We start from the raw sequence: 18102 nt of genomic DNA, 5'->3' as shown, positions 1-18102 counted from the left end.
CACCTGGCCTAGCGCAGGCCGTCGACCAGGGCCGCGGCGGTGAAGAGTTCCACGCCTACCTTGATCGCGGACTCGTCCACGTCGAAGTCGCCCTGGTGGAGATCGCGCACCTGGCGTTCGCCGGGGGTGCGTACACCGAGGCGGGCCATGGCGCCGGGGACGTGCTCCAGGTACCAGGAGAAGTCCTCGCCGCCGAGGCTCTGCTCCGTGCCGACGACCGACTCGACGCCGCGTCGGGCGATCATGGCGTCGCGCAGCAGCTCGGTCACGCCGGGCTCGTTGACGACGGGCGGGACGCCGCGGACGTAGTTGATCTCCGACTTGGCGCGGTACAGGTTGGCGACCTCGTCGATCGCCGCGACCACGACGTCGGGCGCCTGCCGCCACGCCTCGATGTCGAGGCACCGCACGGTGCCGGAGAGCTCGGCGTGCTGCGGGATGACGTTGGGCGCGTGCCCGGACTCGACGCGGCCCCAGGTGATGGCGAGCCCGCTCCGGCTGTCGAAGCGCCGGCCGACCAGGGCGGGTACGTCCGTGACGACGCGGGCGGCCGCGGTGACCAGGTCGGTCGTGAGGTGGGGGCGTGCGGTGTGCCCGCCCGGGCCGTCCAGGGCGATCTCCAGCCGGTCGCAGGCGGAGGTGATGGGACCCTCCCGGAGTCCGACCTGCCCCGCGTCGACCCGGGGATCGCAGTGCACGGCGACGATCGCGCCGACCCCTTCGAGCGCCCCGCACTTGATGACGTCGGCGGCACCGCCGGGCAGTACCTCCTCGGCGGGCTGGAAGATCAGCCGGACGGGGCGGGGCAGCCGGCCCTGCTTGTGCAGTTCGGCGAGGACGAGACCGGCGCCGAGGACGACGGTGGTGTGCACGTCGTGGCCGCAGGCGTGGGCGCGGTCGGGCACGGTCGAGCGGTACGGGCAGTCGCTCTTCATGTCGGGGATGGGCAGGCCGTCGATGTCGGCCCGCATGGCGAGCATGCTGGGTCCCCCGGCCCACTGTTCGCCCTCTACGCCGATGTCACAGACGAGTCCTGTCCCGACGGCGAGTACGCGCGGCTTGAGGCCGGCCTGCTCGAGCCGCTCCTTGATCGCGGCTGTCGTGCGGAACTCCTGGTTGCCCAGCTCCGGGTGCATGTGCAGGTCGCGTCGGAACGCGATGAGCTCGGCGCGCAGAGCGTCGGGCAGCGCGCCGGGAAGCACGGCTCCCCCGGGAAGGTCGACCTCGGACTCCAATGACATCAATTGCTTCACCCTCTGAAGGGTAGGGCGCCAGGGCGGTCGTCCGACCCTCGATCAACAAAACTTCAACCCGTTCGGGGAAGAAAATATGACCGCCGAACGCATAGCTATCAACTGAGATGGGTACACTCGCCCGCCTTTTGGGCCGAGCCGGTCACCATGACCCACGGAATGTGACATCAGCCACACCTGGCTCACGGCGCCGGTATCCATCCATCCTCCTCCACGGATACCACGCCCTGCGCGGGGAACACGGCCTTGTTCGTCTGGCGGACGCCCGGCCCCGATAGTGTGCGCCCCGTGCGCGCCGACAGCCCCGAGTTCGTCCAGTCCACCCAGGCCTCGTACGACGCCATCGCCGAGGACTACGCCGCCGGGTTCCCGGACAGTCTCGTCGGGAGACCGCTGGAGCGGGCGCTCCTCTCGGCCTTCGTCGACCTGGTGCGGGCCCCCGGGGCGGCGCCGGTGCAGCCGCCGGTCGCCGACATCGGCAGCGGGCCCGGACACGTGGCGGCCCGGCTGCACGACCTGGGGCTGCCGGTGTTCGGGGTGGACGTCTCACCCCGCATGGTGGCCCTGGCCCGCCGGGCGCACCCTCGGCTGCGGTTCCACGTCGGTTCGATGACGGCCCTGGACCTGCCGGACGAGACGCTCGGCGGCATCGTCGCGCTGTACTCGATCATCCATGTGCCGGACGACCATCTGCCCTCGGTCTTCGCCGGGTTCCACCGCGTCCTGGTGCCGGGCGCGCCCGTGCTGCTCGGATTCCAGTCCGGTGCCGAGGACGGCCGTGCGCACCTCACCGAGCGCTTCGGGCAGGAGATCTCGCTCGACTACTACTGGCGCACCCCGGAGACCGTCGCGGCGCACCTCACAAAGGCCGGCCTGGAACTCCACGCCCGTGTGCTGCGGGAGCCCGAGGGCGAGGAGCAGCGTCCTCGGGCGTTCCTGCTGGCACGCAAGCCGGCGTCCGCCGACGCGTGAGCCTCCTCTTCCGGGTTGGTGGTGCGAGCCCACCGTGCGCGAGCCCGGCCCCCGATCTGTTCGTGAGCCCGCCGCGGTCTGGGCCCGAGTCCGCTCCGGTGGGCTGAGTGGGCCCGACCCGAGCTGTGCGCGAGCCGCTGCGGCCTGGGCGTGGGCCGCTGCGGTCTGGGGGGGTGAGCCGCTGCGGTCTGGGCGTGGGCCGATTCTGCCGACGCGTGAGCCCGCCGCGAGTCGTGGGTCCGTCGCCGCCTGGCCTGCCTGAAACGCCAGGTCCGCGAGGTCCGCCTGAGCGGCCGGCGCCGCCTGAGCCGGCTGACCCCGCCGTTTCCGAGGCGCCTGCGGCACGTCAGCCGACAGCCACCCCGCCCTCAGCGGCTACCGCCCCGGCCGGGCTCGCCGCGCTCGCCGAGCCCGCCATACCGCCCGAACCCGCCGCGCCCGTGATACTCCCCGGACCCACCGGACCTCGCCGGCCCCGCCGGTTCCCAGGGCATCTCCCGCACGTCAGCCGGCAGCCACTGCGTCCGCAGCACCCGCTGCCACAGCCGGGCCCGCCGTGCTCGCCGAGTCCGCCGCGCCCGGCCACTCCCCGGACCGCCGGACCCGCCGGTTCCAAGGCACCTCCGACCCGTCAGCCCGCAGCCACTGCACCCGCCGCCCCAGCCGAGCCGACCACACCTGCCGACCCCGCCGCCCCAGCCGAGCCGGCCATGCTCGCCGACCCCGCTGGCCCGGCCGAGCCCGTCGTGCCCGTCGTCGTGCCCGTGATGCTCCCCGGGTCGGCCGTACCCGTCGGACCGGTCGGGCCCCCAGGGGCTGCCGTACCGGTCGGACCCGCCGTACTCGCCGGGCCCTCCTGGCCCGCCGCCCCCGCCCCCGCCGTGGACAACCGATGCACATCCCGCGCCGCCCCCGTCACCCCCGACAGGAAGCCCTGGGCGCGAGGGGAGGCGTGGTCGGTCAGCCAGGTCGGGTCGATGTCGCAGACCGCGACGCGGACCTCGGTGCCGGAGAGGGCGAGGGGGAGGGTGTGGACGACCGTGGAGGGGAAGCTGAGGATCGTCCGGCCGATGGGGCCGCGGCGGGCGATGAGTTCCAGGGGGAGCTCGGGGCGGACGATCTCCAGGCCGGTCTCGACCGCGAGCCGGTGGAGCTTGTCCGTGCTCTCGCGGCGGTGGGCGAAGTAGCGGGTGGCGCCGTGGGCCCTGGCCAGCGTGCGGACGGCGTCCAGGTAGCGGTCGTCGTCGACCACGCCCGTCTCCACCAGGGACGTGCCGACCATGTCGGCGCCCTTGGTGATGCGGGGCGGGCCGAAGCGGGCCCGGGTCCAGGCGAAGTCGTTGGCGCTGACGGTGACGCCCGCCGGGGTCTCCTCCATCGGCATGGAGGAGAAGATCTCGACGCGGCGGTCGCCGCCGGGGGTCAGGCGGCGGCGGGCCGCGGACGACACCGGCGCGAAGATCAGGTCCCGCGGACCGGGACGGCCGCCCTTGCGGTGCCAGCGCACCAGCCGTTCCCCCCGGGCCAGCTGGCCGACGAACTCCATCGTCGCCGTGCCGTCGTCGACGACGACCAGGTCACGGGCCCGGGTGATCGTCAGCAGCAGCTGCACGTAGCGGGAGAAGGGGTCCCCCAGCACGATCCGGCGCGCCCTGCGGAGCAGGCGCGCCAGGCCTCCGATGGTCTGGAAGGGCGCCATGGGGCCGCCGCGCGCCTCCTCCCAGCGGACCTCGTGCCCCTCGTCGCGGGCCAGGTCGGACATCCGCCGCAGCTGGCCGCGCGTCATCGGGTCGACGGGCGACAGCACCACGAGGGTGAGCCCCACGCCGGGCGCATGCGCGTGCGCCCACTCCAGCACGTTCAGCAGCTGTACCGGACTCTCGACGAACGCGAGAGTGTGGGGGCCGGCATTCCCGGCGCGGGGGCTCATCGACGTACGACCGTCCCGTCGTAAGGGGGGTTGTGGGGGTTGAGGGCTCAGACGCCTACCGGCTCGCCCGCCGCGTCGGCGATCTCCGCCTCGGCGACCACACCGGCCACGCGGCGCAGCTTCTTCATCGGGGCCAGCTCGGACTCGTAGACCTTCTTCACGCCGTCGCCCAGGGAGGCCTCGATGGTGCGGATGTCGCGGACGAGGCGGGTGAGGCCCTGCGGCTCCACGGAGGCGGCCTGGTCCGAGCCCCACATGGCGCGGTCGAGGGTGATGTGACGCTCGACGAACACCGCGCCCAGCGCGACCGCGGCCAGCGTGGTCTGCAGGCCCGTCTCGTGGCCGGAGTAGCCGATCGGGACGTTCGGGTACTCCCGCTCCAGGGTGTTGATGACGCGGAGGTTCAGCTCCTCGGCCTTCGCCGGGTAGGTCGACGTGGCGTGGCACATCAGGATGTTGTCGGAGCCGAGGACCTCGACCGCGTGGCGGATCTGCTTCGGGGTCGACATGCCGGTGGAGAGGATCACCGCGCGGCCGGTGGCGCGCAGGGCGCGCAGCAGCTCGTCGTCGGTGAGGGAGGCGGACGCCACCTTGTGGGCGGGGACGTCGAACTTCTCCAGGAAGGCGACGGCCTCGGTGTCCCACGGGGAGGCGAACCAGTCGATGTTCTTGGTCTTGCAGTACTCGTCGATCTGGCGGTACTCGTCCTCACCGAACTCCACGCGGTGGCGGTAGTCGATGTACGTCATCCGGCCCCAGGGCGTGTCGCGCTCGATGTCCCACTGGTCGCGCGGGGTGCAGATCTCCGGGGTGCGCTTCTGGAACTTGACCGCGTCACAGCCGGCCTCGGCGGCCGCGTCGATCAGCTTGAAGGCGTTCTCGAGCTCGCCGTTGTGGTTGATGCCGATCTCGCCGCAGACGTAGACGGGCTTGCCCGGGCCGACCTCGCGCGAACCGAACTGACGGATACGGGAGTTGGTGCTCATGGCAGGAGATGTCCTTACTTGGTGAGGGAATCGAGAGAGGGGCCGAGGATCCAGCTGGCGATCTCTCGGATCGCGCCGTCGCCACCGGGGACGGTGGTGACCGCGCGTGCGGCGCCGCGCACGACGTCGTGGGCGCTCGCGACCGCCACGGGCCAGCCCACGAGGGCGAAGCACGGGAGGTCATTGACGTCGTTGCCGACGTAGAGCACGCGCTCCGGCGCGATGCCCTGCTCCTCGCACCACTGCTTCAGCGCGAGGTCCTTGCGGTCGATGCCGTGCAGCACCGGGAGCTTGAGCTTCCGGGCCCGGGCGGCGACCACAGGGTTCTGTTCCGTGGACAGGATCAGCATCTTCAGGCCGCTCCTGCGGAGGGCCGCGATGCCGAGTCCGTCCCCGCGGTGCACGGAGACGAACTCCCGTCCGTCGGAGTCGACCAGCACCCGGTCGTCGGTCTGGGTGCCGTCGAAGTCGAGTACGACCGCGTCGATGTCGGCGGCGGTCGGCAGGGCGCCGGGGCGGTCCGCGTCGAAGAGCGGCGCGAGGGCCCGGGCGCGGGCGAGGTCGTGCGGGTCGTCGACCTCCAGCACGCGCGCGGCGTCGGTGCGGACCAGTTCGGTCCGGCCGAAGAAGCGGTGCTGGTGCTTGCGGAAGCCGACCGCCTCCATGGCGTAGGCGGCGCCGGTCTCCAGCAGGTCCTGGGGGCGGTCCTGGCGGCGGGGGCGGAAGGACTTGTCGTGGTTGACGCCGTAGCCGCCGCCGACGGCCGCGTCGGCCTCCGCGACGGTGCCGGCCGCGACCTCGTCCTCGGCGTCGCGCCAGACGAAGCCGTGGAACGGGGCCACGGTGAGGGCCGTGTCGGCGCCGTTCTCGACGATGGCCGCGGCGACTCCGTCCACGTCCTCGCGGGCGATGAACGGGCTGGTGCACTGCACCAGCAGCACCACGTCCACGACGGCGCCGTGCAGGGCCTCGTGCGCGTCCATGGCGTGCAGGACGGCGGCCTCGGAGGTGGCCGTGTCGCCGGCGATGGCGGCGGGCCGCAGCACGACCTCGGCGCCGGCCTCGCGGGCGGCGGCCGCGATGGCCTGGTCGTCGGTGGAGACCACGACGTCCGTCACGAGCCGGGCGGCGCGGCACTCGCGCACCGCCCGCGCCACCAGCGGGACGCCGCCGACGGGGAGGAGGTTCTTCGCGGGCACGCCCTTGGAGCCGCCGCGCGCGGGGATCACCGCGAGCACGCGGCGCACCGAGGCGCCTCGGCTCGCTTCCGGTTGGGACATGGGGTCTACTCCTTGGGCTCCTTGGGCGGAGGGCTCGGGGCGGCTCACAGCTCCCCCATCCGCCGGATGACGGGCGCCACGCGCTGCACGCCGTGCCGGTAGGCGCCGCGCGCCGCCCGGCGCACGACCTGCCGGACCGGGCCGGGCTCCTTGTCGGCGGCCGGCGCGCCGGGCAGCGGGGTGCCGTCCGGGCCGAGGTGGTGGCGGGCGAGGATCCCGGGCAGATAGCCGGGCGCGGTGGCGGGTGTGTAGTACGGGGTCAGCGGCGGCAGGCCGCCCGGCCGGTCGAGCAGCTTGGCGATGCGTTCGCGCGCCGCGTCGAAGGCGGATTCGTAGGAACCGTCCGCCACCACACCCTGCCGGGCCACCCACTCCTCGTCGGGCGCCGGCCGGTGCCCGGCGTCGAGCTGGTCCCAGGAGGCGAGGCAGCCGGAGCCCACGAAGTGGTGGTTGCCGAGCGACTCGCGGATGCCGAGGTCGGTCAGCACGACGGTCGGGATACGGCGGTGCAGCGACTCCAGGGCGGCCGTGGAGCTGACCGTCACGAGCAGGTCGGTGCGGTCGAGGACCTCGCCCATGTTGCCGTACACCAGGCGGAAGTTGGCGGGCGGATCGAGGCGCTGCACCAGCTTCTGGTACGGCAACTCCTCGATGTGGGTGGTGTGTTCGCCCGGCTTGGACCGCAGCTTCAGCAGCACCTCGCGCTCGGGGTGCTTGCGGGCGTGCTGGACCAGCCGGTTCAGCAGGTACGTACGGTCCTTGCGGCTCTCGGGGACCGAGGGCTGGGCGGCGAAGACGACCGTGTAAGGGTCGCGCTCACCTTCGTACGGCGCGCCGCCGAGGAACGGCAGCGCCACCTCGGTCACCGACGAGGCGTCGGCTCCCACTCCCTCGTACACGGCCCGGAAACGGTCCGCGTCCTGACGGGAGTTGGCGAGGACGAGGTCCGCGCCGTGCCGCAGCAGCAGGCCGTCGGCGAGCTTCTCGTAGACGACACCGACGTAGCCGGTGACGACGACGGGCCGCGAAGTCCGGTTCTCCCAGACGCGCCGCAGGCCGTGCAGCATCGCCTGCACACCGCCGCCGACGAGGGAGAGGACCAGGACGTCGTAGGACTGGTCGGCCATGGTGCGCAGGAACTCGACGGCGGTGACCTCCCGCAGCGAGTCGGCGCGCACGCCCACTTCCTCCAGCTGGCGCGGCGTGGGCGTGGCCCGGCCGCGCAGCAGGAATCCGTCGAGGGCGGGGCCGACTTGCGCGCCTTCGCGCGGTCCGGTTTCCATGGACTGTCCCGGGGCGATGCGGTGCGCGGTGAGCGCACCCCATTTCCAGCGGGTGTCGGAGTCCGCGAGGACGGCGATTCGCGGGCGCTTCGGTGTACTTGCTGGCACATCGAAGACGCTAGGAAGCAATTCCTAGGTATGGCGGAACCACGACTCAACGAAAAGTTAACAACACCCCACCGGGAGCCGAACTGGCCCGTGGCGAACCGGGAAGTACACGGGGTGCACCGTTCTGACACATTGAGTTCACCCACCGTATGTTCACCGGAAAGTTGCGGAGCCGGACAGGCTCCTAACGTTTTGCGGGTGCCTAAGCTTTCCGTGATCGTGCCGTTCTACAACGTGCAGCAATACGCCCCGGACACCCTCAGAAGCCTTCGGTTGAACGCCGACCGCGATTTCGAGTTCATCCTGGTCGACGACCATTCGAAGGACGAAACGCCCGCCATTCTCGAACGGGCGACCGAGGACCTTTCGGATGTCGCGCAAGTGCGTTACATCCGACACGAGAAGAACGGGGGGCTCGCCACCGCCCGCAACACCGGCCTGGACGCGGCGCAGGGCGAGTACCTGACGTTCCTGGACGGCGATGACTGGCTGGCCCCCGGCTACCTCGCCGAACTGGTGTCCGCCCTGGACGAGTTGGGCTGCGACTTCATCCGCACCGACCATGTGCAGGCCACCGCGCGCGCCCGTTCCGTCTCCCGGGTCCCGGTCGGCCGGCGCTGGGAGGCCTTCGACCCGCGGGACGCGATCCTCCCCTCCCACCGCTCGACCTCGGTGGACTACGCCTACGCCTGGGCCGGCGCCTACCACCGCCGCCTCCTCGAGAGGGGCGTGCTCCACTTCACCGACGGGCTGCGCACGGCCGAGGACCGGCCGTGGATCTGGAAGCTGCACCGCGAGGCGGAGTCGTTCGCCGTGGTGAGCCTGCTGGGCGTGTTCTACCGGCGCGGGGTCGCCTCGTCCCTGACCCAGATCGGGGATGTCCGCCAGCTCGACTTCATCCGCGCCTTCGACCAGGTGATCGAGGAGACGGCCGCCGACCGTGAGGCCGACCGGCTGCTGCCGAAGGCGGTACGGACGTACTGCGCGATCATCGCGCACCACCTTTCCAATGAAGACAGGTTCGAACCGGCCGTGGCGAGGCAGCTGCGGTCGATGAGCGCGGCGGCCATCAAGCGCATGCCGCAGGACGCGCTCGGTGACGCACTGGAGGCCATGGACATGGACCGCTCGTCCAAGCTGCGGCGGCTGCGGCGCAGGGTCACGCCGGCGGGAGCGGCCGTCTGATGCCCGGGACCACACAGATCTTCTGCGCCTCGACGCTGTACGGCGTCGCCACCCTGGCCGCCGCGATCGACTCCGACCTCTTCGAGGAGCCGGACCGCCGGGTGCTGCTGGTGTTCAACAACTCCGCGAACCCGGAGACCACCCCGGCCCTCGACGAGATGCCGGGCTTCGCTCCGCTGCGCGAGCACTTCGACGACGTGCTGTCCTGGAACGACGCCATCCGCCCGTTCCACCCCGGGGCCTGGACGCCGCGCTCCGACGACATCCCGCTCTTCGAGCGCTATCTGCGGATGCTGTGGGGCCTCGGCGACGACCGGGTGAGACTGGTCCTGGAGTCCATCCAGGTCGCGCCCGCGCTCACGGTGGCGCAGTTGTTCACCGACGCCCCCATCGACGTCTACGCCGACGGGCTGATGAGCTACGGCCCCACGCGCAACAAGCTCGACCCGCTGGTCGGCACGCGCGTGCGGCGGCTGCTGCACCTCGATCTGGTGCCGGGGCTCACGCCGATGCTGCTGACCGAGTTCGAGGTGCCGGCGCGGCTGGTGCCGTCGCCCGCGTTCCTCAAGGTGCTGGGCGAGGTCACCGAGACCGTGCCCGAGCTGCCCGACCTGCCGGGCGACGCGGCACTGCTGCTCGGCCAGTACCTGTCGGCGCTGAACATCCTCTCCCCCGAGGAGGAAGAGGACCTGCACGTGCGGATGATGCGGGGCGCGGTCGCCCGCGGCCACCGCACGGTCGTCTTCAAACCGCACCCGACCGCACCGGCCCGCTACAGCCGCGCCCTGGAGACCGAGGCCGAGAAGCTCGGCGTGGACCTCACCGTGCTGGACACGCCCGTGCTCGCCGAGGTGCTGTTCGACCGGGCCCGGCCCGCATTGGTCGTCGGCTGCTTCTCCACAGCGCTGTTCACGGCCTCGGTGTTCTACGAGCTGCCGGTCGCGCGCATCGGCACCGAGCTGCTGCTGGAGCGGCTGACGCCGTACCAGAACAGCAACCGGGTCCCCACCACCCTGGCGGACGCGCTGCTGCCCGACCTCGACGGCGGCAAGGACGGCGACCTGCTGCCGGCCGAGCTGCTGTCCGACCTGGTGACCGCCGTCGGGTTCACCATGCAGCCGCAGATCTATCCGGACCTGCGCCCGCAGGCGGAGGCGTTCCTCTCCCGCCATCTCGGTCCGCGCACCCGGCGCTACTTCAAGAAGCGCCGTCTCACCTCGCTCGGACTGCCCGGCGGTATTCCGCAGCGGCTGGCGTTCCTGCCCCGCAATTCCACGGCGCGCCGGGTGGTGCGGCGGGCGCGGGCGCTGCGCAAGGCGGTGCGCCGCTGAGGCAGGCCCCGCCCGGCGGCCGAGGAGCTCCGCCCGGCGGCCTGGCTCGGCGACATCCAGATGAACCCGTGGAGACCGGCAGGCGAAGGCTGACTCCGTCGAACGTTTTAGCGTCAACCTCCGCCCTAGGGTGACAACCGGCGCCCTGCCCGCCCACGGCGGCTCAGGTGAAGGACATACGAGCTACTACAGAGGTTTTCAGCGTGACCGAGACGGTCGTCAGCACCCCCAAACCCCGGCCCGAAGTCACCGTGCTGGTCGAACCACCGGGCGCCACGACCGTCCCACCGCGCCGGAAGAACTCCGGCGGCCGGCTGCGCGCCCTGGACGGGCTGCGGCTGGTGGCCGCGCTGATGGTGGCGGCGTACCACTACGGCGGGCGCGACGGTGAGGTCTCCCATGCCTGGGGCAGCTCTCCCAAGGAGCAGTTCCCGACCCTGCACGAGTACTTCGCCTACGGCTGCCTCGGCGTCCAGGTCTTCTTCGTGATCAGCGGGTTCGTGATCTGCATGAGCGGCTGGGGCAGGCCCCTGAAGTCGTTCTTCGCCTCCCGCGCCTCCCGGCTGCTGCCCGCCTACTGGGTGGCGGTCGCGCTCGTGACCGCGGTCTTCGCGCTGCCCATGGTGGCCTACAAGGCCGTCTCGCCGAGCGACGCGCTGGTGAACCTGACCATGCTTCAGATGCCCCTGGGCGTGGACCGCGTGCTCGGCGTGTGCTGGACGCTGTGGGCGGAGGTCCGCTTCTACGCGCTGTTCGCGCTGTGCGTGGTGCTTCCCGGGGCGAACCGCCGCCGGGTGATCATGTTCTGCGCCGGCTGGATGCTGGCGGCGGTGATCGCGGCGAACGCCAACATGCCGCTGCTCGACATCGTCGTGATGCCGGAGTACGCCCCCTTCTTCATCGGCGGTGTCGGCCTCTACCTCGTCCACCTGGACCGGCGGGACGCCTACGGGTGGGGCATCGTCGCCGTGAGCTGGCTGATCGGTCAGCACTTCGCGGTGCAGGGGCTGTGGCACGCCCCCGACGCGGGCGGCTTCTCGTACCGCTCCTCGCTCGGCATCGTCCTCGTCGTGACCTTCGGCTTCGTCGCGGTCGCGGCGATCGCGCTGGGCTGGCTGCGCTGGGCGAACTGGCGCTGGCTGACGGTGGCGGGGGCGCTGACGTATCCGTTCTACCTCGTCCACGAACACCTCGGCTGGGTGGTGATCCAGGCCCTGCACCGCGGCCTGGATCTGCCGTCCGCGGCGACATTCGCACTGACTGTGGCCTCAATGCTGCTGCTTGCGTGGTTGCTGAACCAGTATGTGGAGAAGCCGCTGACCCCACGGCTGCGGACCCTGCTGGCCAAGGCCCGCTGAGCTGTTCACGGGACGTTCAACCAACCGTCGGTTTCAGCACCGCTCAGGGAGAAGGCTCGTCTCATGACCAACGCACAAGCGACCGACACGTACCCCGGCGAACTCGCCGACGTCCCGGGCTGGTTCCCGCCGCTGGACCAGATGCTGTTCACCTGGTTCCTGGAGCGGCAGCAGAAGCAGGGGATGCGCGGAGACCTGCTGGAACTCGGCGTCTACATGGGCAAGAGCGCGATCCTCCTCGGCCACCACCTCCAGGACGGCGAGCAGTTCACGGTCTGCGACCTGTTCGAGGGCGACGCCCCGGACGAGGCCAACAAGGCGGAGTCGACGAAGTCGTACGCCTCGCTCACCCAGCAGGCCTTCGAGCGGAACTACCTGTCCTTCCACGACACGCTGCCGACGGTGATCGCGGCCCCCAGCTCGGTTGTGGCCGACAAGGTGGCCCCGGACAGCTGCCGCTTCGTCCACATCGACGCCTCGCACCTGTACGAGCACGTGCACGGCGACATCGGCGCGGCCCACGACATCCTGGTGCCCGAGGGCATCGTGGTCCTCGACGACTTCCGTTCCGAGCACACGCCGGGCGTCTCGGTCGCCGCCTGGGAGGCCGTCCTCAACCGGGGTCTGCGCCCGGTCTGCCTCAGCACGCAGAAGCTGTACGGCACCTGGGGCGACCCCGAGCCGCTCCAGGAGGAGCTGCTCGAGATGCTCCGGCAGCGCACGGACTGCGGGCTGAGCGTGCAGGAGGCGGCCGGGCACCGGCTGGTCCGCGCCCGGTCCAAGGGCATGAAGCCGCCGCCCTTCCCGCCCTCCCGGCACTACATGGAGCCCGCACCGGCACCGGCCCCCGCTCCCAAGGCCACCGAGTCCCGCGCGGCGCGCCCGGCCCGGCCCGCCCCGTCCCGGGCCCGCCGGCTCGCCAAGGACCTGCTGCCCCCCGTGGTCACCCGGGCCGTGCGGCGGGCGCGCGCGAAGCGGGGATGAGACCCCGGGGCGTCACGCGACCCCGTAGCGCGCCCCGATCCCCTCGATCACGAGCGCCAGCCCCTCCTCGAAGTGCCCGTCGTAGTCCTCGAAGATCTCCGCGCCCGCCTGGGCCGACAAGGGAAAGTCGGCCATCAGGCGGGCGCGTTCGTTCATGTCGTAGCCCTCGCGGCGCTCGCCCGGCAGCGGCTGGACGCCCTGCTCCTCGGTGACGAAACCCAGCGTGTACAGATACGTCGTGGTGAGCGCGCGGACCGCCTGGGCGAGGGTGAAGCCGGCGGCCGTGAACAGGCGCAGATTGTCCTCCAGCTGCCCGGCGTGCTCGATGCCCGTGAAGCGTGAACCGCTGAACACCTTGGCGCCGTCCCGGTAGCCCAGCAGGGCGGCACGCAGCCCCCGGTTGGCCTTCAGCAGCCGTTCCCGCCAGGTGTCGGCCGGATCGAGCGAGGCCCCGGCGACCATCCGGCGGTACATCTCCGTCGCCATCTCGTCGAGCAGCGCCTGCTTGTCCTTGAAGTGCCAGTAGAGGGCGGGTGCCTTCACGTCCAGTTCCCGGGCGATGGCGCGCAGGGTCAGGCCGTCCAGGCCCACCTCGTTCAACAGCCGCAGCGCGGTGTCCGCGACGCGTCGGCGGTCCAGGGGCTCGCGTCGTTCCGTACTCACGCCTGACAACTTAACACCGTTAAGGCGACGCTCGGGCAGAGGTCACTTAACAGCGTTAAGGAGAGGGTGGCTCATGGACACGGACGTACTGGTGGTGGGCGCGGGACCGACCGGTCTGGCGCTCGGCATCGATCTCGCCCGGCGTGGCCTGGCCGCGCTGGTGGTCGAGCGGGCGGAGGTGTTGTTCCCCGGTTCGCGCGGCAAGGGCATCCAGCCGCGCACGATGGAGGTCTTCGACGACCTGGGCGTGCTCGGCGCGATCCGCGCGGCGGCGGTCCCTACCCGGTGGGGATGATCTGGCAGGACGGCAGGCGGGCGGGCGAGCACCGGATGTTCGACCCGGCCGAGACGAGCGAGGACTCGCCGTACACCGAGCCGTGGATGGTGCCGCAGTGGCGCACGCAGCAGATCCTGCGGGCACGGCTCGCGGAGCTGGGAGGGGCGGTGGCCTTCGGCCGGGAGGTCGTCGGCCTGACGCAGGACGCGGACGGGGTCCGCGCGGAGTTCGCCTCCGGTGAGCCTGTCACCGCCCGGTACTCCGTCGCTGCGGACGGCGGCCGCTCGACGGTACGCCGACTGCTCGGCATCGGCATGACGGGCGAGACCGTCGACCCGAAGCCGACGCTCGTGGCGGATGTCCGGATCAGTGGCCTGGACCGGGACCACTGGCACATCTTCCCGCCGGGCGGGGACGGCGACGGCTTCCTCGCGATCTGCCCGCTGGCCGGCACGGAGGACTTCCAGCTGGTGGCACGGTTCCCGGACGGGACGACCCCGGACCTCTCCCTGGAGGGCATCAGGAAGGTCGTCGCCGCCCGCTCGCACCTCACGCCGGAGGGCGTGACCCAGGTGCGCTGGGCCTCGGACTTCCGCCCCCGGGCGGCCCTGGCGGACCCCTTCCGCTCCGGGCGGGTCCTCCTCGCCGGCGACGCGGCGCACGTGCACTCCCCGGCCGGCGGCCAGGGCCTCAACACCAGCGTCCAGGACGCCTACAACCTGGGGTGGAAGCTGGGCACGGTGCTGACGGGCGGTGCGCCGGCGTCGCTCCTCGACACCTACGAGGAGGAACGGCGCCCGATCGCCGCGGACATGCTGGGCCTGTCGACGAGCGTCCACCGCGGGGAGACGCGGCGCGGCGAGGCGACCCGCCAACTGGCGCTGGGATACCGGGAGTCGTCACTCACTGAGGAGACGCGTACGGCCCCGGGCGCCCTCCGGGCCGGCGACCGCGCCCCGGACGGCACGCTGGGCGGGGTACGGCTCTTCGACGCCTTCCGGGGACCGCACTGGACGCTGGTGGCGGTGGGGACGAAGGCACCGGCGCTGCCTGAGTCGGTGCACGGGGTCGGCGGGGCGGAGCAGGCGACGTACGGAAAGGGCCTGTTCCTGGTACGGCCGGACGGCTATGTGGGCTGGGCGGGCGAAACGGGCGACGGACTGAGGCGGTACCTGGCGCGCGCCGGTCTCTAGTCACGCACTCGCGACGGACAACTTCACCGCGAACCCGAGGAACAACGCGCCCGCCGCCGAGGTCGCCCCCGCGGACAACCGCCGACGCCGCCGGAAGGCACTCGCCAGCCTCGTCCCGCTGAAGATCAGCGCACTGAGGTACAGGAAGCTCGCGAGCTGCGCGAACGCCCCGAGGACGACGAACGACAGCGCCGGGTGGGCGTACCCGGGGTCGACGAACTGCACGAAGAAGGCGACGAAGAACAGGATCGCCTTGGGGTTGAGGAGACTGATGACGAAGGCACGGCGGTAGGGCCGCTCGTCGGTGACGGCGTCCGGCGTCGCGTCGACGGCCTTCTCCCGCCGAGTCCGCCACATCCCCCACGCCGCCCGCAGCATCCCGAGCGCCAGCCACGTCAGATACCCGGCCCCGGCGTACTTCACGATCCCGAACAGCACGGCATTGGCCTGCAACAGGGACGCGACCCCGGCCGCCGACAGCGTCATCAGCACGGTGTCCCCGCACCAGACTCCGGCCGCCGCGGTGTATCCGGCCCGCACTCCGCGCCGGGCTGCGACGGACAGGACGTACAGGGAGTTGGGCCCGGGGAGCAGGACGATCAGGACGAGTCCTGCCAAATACGTGGGAAGGTCGATGACACCGAACATGCACAGGAGTCTCGCAGAGACTCGCACGCTAGAACGCGTCGGCCGGAACGTACGCCCCCCACACCTCCCGCAGGGCGTTGCACACCTCGCCGACCGTGGCACGGGCGCGCAGGGCGTCCTTCATCGGGTACAGGACGTTGTCCTCGCCCTCGGCGGTCTTCTTCAGGGCGGCCAGGGCCGTGTCCACCGCCGGCTGGTCGCGTTCCGCGCGGAGCCTGGCCAGGCGTTCGGCCTGCCGGGCCTCGATGGCCGGGTCGACGCGCAGGGGCACGTACGGCTCCTCCTCGTCGAGCTGGAAGCGGTTGACGCCGACCACGACCCGCTCGCCGGAGTCGGTCTGCTGGGCGATGCGGTAGGCGCTGCGCTCGATCTCGTTCTTCTGGAAGCCGCGCTCGATGGCGTCGACCGCGCCGCCCAGCGCCTCCACCTCGGCCATCAGCTCGAGGGCCGCGGCCTCGACTTCGTCCGTCATCCTCTCGACGACGTAGGAGCCCGCGAAGGGGTCGACGGTCGCCGTCACGTCCGTCTCGTGGGCGAGGACCTGCTGGGTGCGCAGGGCAAGGCGCGCGGACTTGTCCGTGGGCAGCGCGATCGCCTCGTCGAAGGAGTTGGTGTGCAGGGACTGGGTGCCGCCCAGGACCGCGGCCAGGGCCTGGACGGAGACGCGGACCAGGTTCACCTCCGGCTGCTGGGCCGTCAGCTGGACGCCCGCCGTCTGCGTGTGGAAGCGCAGCATCAGCGACTTGGGGTTCTCGGCGCCGAACTCCTCCTTCATCACCCGCGCCCAGATCCGGCGCGCGGCGCGGAACTTGGCGACCTCCTCCAGGAGCGTCGTACGGGCGACGAAGAAGAAGGACAGGCGCGGCGCGAAGTCGTCGACGTCCATGCCGGCCGCCACCGCCGTGCGGACGTACTCGATGCCGTCGGCGAGGGTGAAGGCGATCTCCTGCACCGGGCTCGCGCCCGCCTCGGCCATGTGGTAACCGGAGATCGAGATCGTGTTCCACTTCGGGATCTCGGCCTGGCAGTACTTGAAGATGTCCGCGGTCAGGCGCAGCGAGGGCTTCGGCGGGAAGATGTACGTGCCGCGGGCGATGTACTCCTTCAGCACGTCGTTCTGGATCGTGCCGGTGAGCCGGTCGGCGCTGACGCCCTGCTCCTGTGCGACCAGTTGGTAGAGGAGCAGCAGCAGGGCCGCGGGGGCGTTGATCGTCATCGACGTCGAGACCTGGTCCAGCGGGATGCCGCCGAACAGCACCCGCATGTCGTCGATCGAGTCGATGGCGACGCCCACCTTGCCGACCTCGCCGTGCGCGAGCGGGGCGTCGGAGTCGTGGCCCATCTGGGTGGGCAGGTCGAAGGCGACCGACAGGCCCGTCGTGCCGTGGGCGATCAGCTGCCGGTAGCGGGCGTTGGACTCGGCGGCCGTGCCGAAGCCCGCATATTGGCGCATCGTCCAGGGCCGGCCGGTGTACATGGTCGGGTACACGCCACGGGTGAAGGGGTACGCCCCCGGCTCCCCCAGCTTCTGTGCCGGGTCCCAGTCCCGCAGGTCGTCCGGCCCGTAGACCGGTTCGATGGGCAGTCCCGACTCCGACTCGCGCGTCATGGTCTGATGCCTCCCGCAGGACGGACTGTAGGGACCTCGCTCACCACCATGCCCCTTGGTTCGCGACGGGTCACCTCCGGGGAACATCTCAGGTGACATCCGGGCACACCGGTGAGACGACGGAGGGCCGCGTGCGTACCACGGGCATGGGGAGAGCAGCGATCGCAGTGGCGGTCGCCGGGGCGGCCGTGCTGGCCGGCTGCAGCGTGCAGGCCCCCGACGGCGACGGGAAGCGCCGCTCACCGGTGCACATCGAGTTACCCGGCGACACCCCGTCCCCGGCCCGCAGCCCCGACGGCGACGGCGGCGGACCGGGCACCGCTCCCGCGGCCCCGCCCGGCGACGACAAGCCGAGCGCCGCTCCCGTCCCGCCCCGCGTGCTGTGGTCCCGCGGTCACACCGGCCGGGACGTCCGCGAGCTCCAGGCCCGGCTGCGGCAGGTCGCCTGGCTCTTCGACGGGCCGACCGGGACGTACGACGAGTCGACGGAGCGGGCGGTCAGCGGCTTCCAGGGCAAGCGGGGGCTGCCGCGCACCGGGCGGACCGACACCGTCACCTGGCAGCGGCTGCTGCGGATGACCCGCGAGCCGGGCACCTGGGAGCTGTACCTCATGGGCGGCCAGCCGGCCGATCCGCCCGATCCGCGCTGCACGACCGGGCGGGTGCTGTGCATCGACAAGACCAGCAGGACGCTGCGCTGGATGATCGACGGCCGGACCGTGTCGACGATGGCGGTCCGCTTCGGCTCACGCGGCACACCGACCCGGGAGGGTGTGTTCTCCATCTACTGGAAGTCCCGCGACCATGTGTCGACGCTCTACGACTCGCCCATGCCCTACGCGATGTTCTTCAGCGGCGGCCAGGCCGTGCACTACTCCCCCGACTTCGCGGCCCGGGGCTACGCGGGCGCCTCGCACGGCTGCGTCAACGTACGGGACGAGGGGGCGATCGCCCAGCTGTACGCGCAGGTCCGCGACGGCGACAAGGTCGTCGTGTCCTGGTGAGGACGCGGAAGGGAAGTGGGGCGCGGGCGGGACCGGGG

At 71.7% G+C, this 18102-nt stretch carries 13 protein-coding genes and 2 pseudogenes; 7 read left to right on the top strand and 8 right to left on the bottom strand.

The genetic code is table 11. The features are described 5' to 3' along the window. Positions 1 to 8 precede the first annotated feature (8 nt). Positions 9 to 1241 carry a M20 family metallopeptidase gene (locus PV963_RS28745; RefSeq protein WP_274822140.1) on the bottom strand — a complete coding sequence of 411 codons (1233 nt, stop codon included), beginning with the start codon at positions 1239 to 1241 and terminating at the stop codon, positions 9 to 11. Positions 1242 to 1541: 300 nt separating this feature from the next. Here PV963_RS28745 and PV963_RS28740 point away from each other — a divergent pair, with 300 nt between their 5' ends. Then, positions 1542 to 2225 carry a class I SAM-dependent DNA methyltransferase gene (locus PV963_RS28740; protein WP_274818770.1) on the top strand — a complete coding sequence of 228 codons (684 nt, stop codon included), beginning with the start codon at positions 1542 to 1544 and terminating at the stop codon, positions 2223 to 2225. A gap of 871 nt (positions 2226 to 3096) precedes the next feature. Here the strand turns inward: PV963_RS28740 and PV963_RS28735 are convergent. The 4 genes and pseudogenes from PV963_RS28735 to PV963_RS28720 form a co-directional block, all read right to left on the bottom strand. Beyond that, a pseudogene (locus PV963_RS28735) lies at positions 3097 to 4155 on the bottom strand (hypothetical protein); the annotation flags it as partial. A gap of 47 nt (positions 4156 to 4202) precedes the next feature. Further along, a complete protein-coding gene (locus PV963_RS28730) occupies positions 4203 to 5141 on the bottom strand; it encodes an N-acetylneuraminate synthase family protein (protein ID WP_274818768.1) in 939 nt (312 codons plus the stop codon). 14 nt (positions 5142 to 5155) lie between these two features. Continuing rightward, positions 5156 to 6421: an N-acylneuraminate cytidylyltransferase gene (locus tag PV963_RS28725; protein WP_274818766.1), complete on the bottom strand. Its 1266-nt coding sequence runs from the start codon at positions 6419 to 6421 to the stop codon at positions 5156 to 5158. 44 nt (positions 6422 to 6465) lie between these two features. Next, complete coding sequence (locus tag PV963_RS28720; RefSeq protein WP_274818764.1) at positions 6466 to 7812, bottom strand: DUF6716 putative glycosyltransferase; 1347 nt, start codon at positions 7810 to 7812, stop codon at positions 6466 to 6468. Between the two features lie 198 nt (positions 7813 to 8010). Between PV963_RS28720 and PV963_RS28715 the strand changes: the two genes are divergently transcribed. The 4 genes from PV963_RS28715 to PV963_RS28700 all read left to right on the top strand — a co-directional run bounded on the left by PV963_RS28715 (position 8011) and on the right by PV963_RS28700 (position 12670). After that, positions 8011 to 8997 (top strand): glycosyltransferase family 2 protein, encoded by a 987-nt coding sequence (locus PV963_RS28715; RefSeq protein WP_274818762.1) that lies wholly within the window; start codon positions 8011 to 8013, stop codon positions 8995 to 8997. Next, entirely contained in the window at positions 8997 to 10328 is a 1332-nt protein-coding gene (locus PV963_RS28710; RefSeq protein ID WP_274818760.1) for an alpha-2,8-polysialyltransferase family protein, read from the top strand. The genes PV963_RS28715 and PV963_RS28710 overlap by 1 nt, the downstream gene beginning before the upstream one ends. 203 nt (positions 10329 to 10531) lie before the next feature. After that, the gene (locus PV963_RS28705; protein WP_425540949.1) at positions 10532 to 11686 is read left to right on the top strand and encodes an acyltransferase family protein; all 1155 of its coding nucleotides are present in this window, start codon (positions 10532 to 10534) and stop codon (positions 11684 to 11686) included. Positions 11687 to 11749: 63 nt separating this feature from the next. Beyond that, positions 11750 to 12670 carry a class I SAM-dependent methyltransferase gene (locus tag PV963_RS28700; protein ID WP_274818758.1) on the top strand — a complete coding sequence of 307 codons (921 nt, stop codon included), beginning with the start codon at positions 11750 to 11752 and terminating at the stop codon, positions 12668 to 12670. Between the two features lie 12 nt (positions 12671 to 12682). Here the strand turns inward: PV963_RS28700 and PV963_RS28695 are convergent, their stop codons facing one another. Next, on the bottom strand, positions 12683 to 13333 hold the full coding sequence (locus PV963_RS28695; RefSeq protein WP_274818756.1) for a TetR/AcrR family transcriptional regulator C-terminal domain-containing protein: 651 nt from the start codon (positions 13331 to 13333) through the stop codon (positions 12683 to 12685). Between the two features lie 73 nt (positions 13334 to 13406). Between PV963_RS28695 and PV963_RS28690 the strand changes: the two are divergent. Then, positions 13407 to 14803 (top strand): annotated as a pseudogene (locus PV963_RS28690) (FAD-dependent oxidoreductase). Here the strand turns inward: PV963_RS28690 and leuE are convergent. Then, entirely contained in the window at positions 14804 to 15451 is a 648-nt protein-coding gene (leuE, locus tag PV963_RS28685; protein WP_274818754.1) for a leucine efflux protein LeuE, read from the bottom strand. Between the two features lie 28 nt (positions 15452 to 15479). Then, positions 15480 to 17060, bottom strand: a complete 1581-nt coding sequence (locus PV963_RS28680; protein ID WP_274818753.1) for an acyl-CoA mutase large subunit family protein — start codon at positions 17058 to 17060, stop codon at positions 15480 to 15482. 146 nt (positions 17061 to 17206) lie between these two features. Here PV963_RS28680 and PV963_RS28675 point away from each other — a divergent pair, with 146 nt between their 5' ends. Next, a complete protein-coding gene (locus PV963_RS28675) occupies positions 17207 to 18064 on the top strand; it encodes a L,D-transpeptidase family protein (RefSeq protein WP_274822138.1) in 858 nt (285 codons plus the stop codon). Positions 18065 to 18102: the final 38 nt, after the last annotated feature.

Source organism: Streptomyces coeruleorubidus, from assembly GCF_028885415.1.
Taxonomy (GTDB): Bacteria; Actinomycetota; Actinomycetes; order Streptomycetales; family Streptomycetaceae; genus Streptomyces; species Streptomyces coeruleorubidus_A.
Note: the sequence above shows the minus strand (reverse complement) of the source record. Positions and strands in the feature narration are given on the sequence as shown.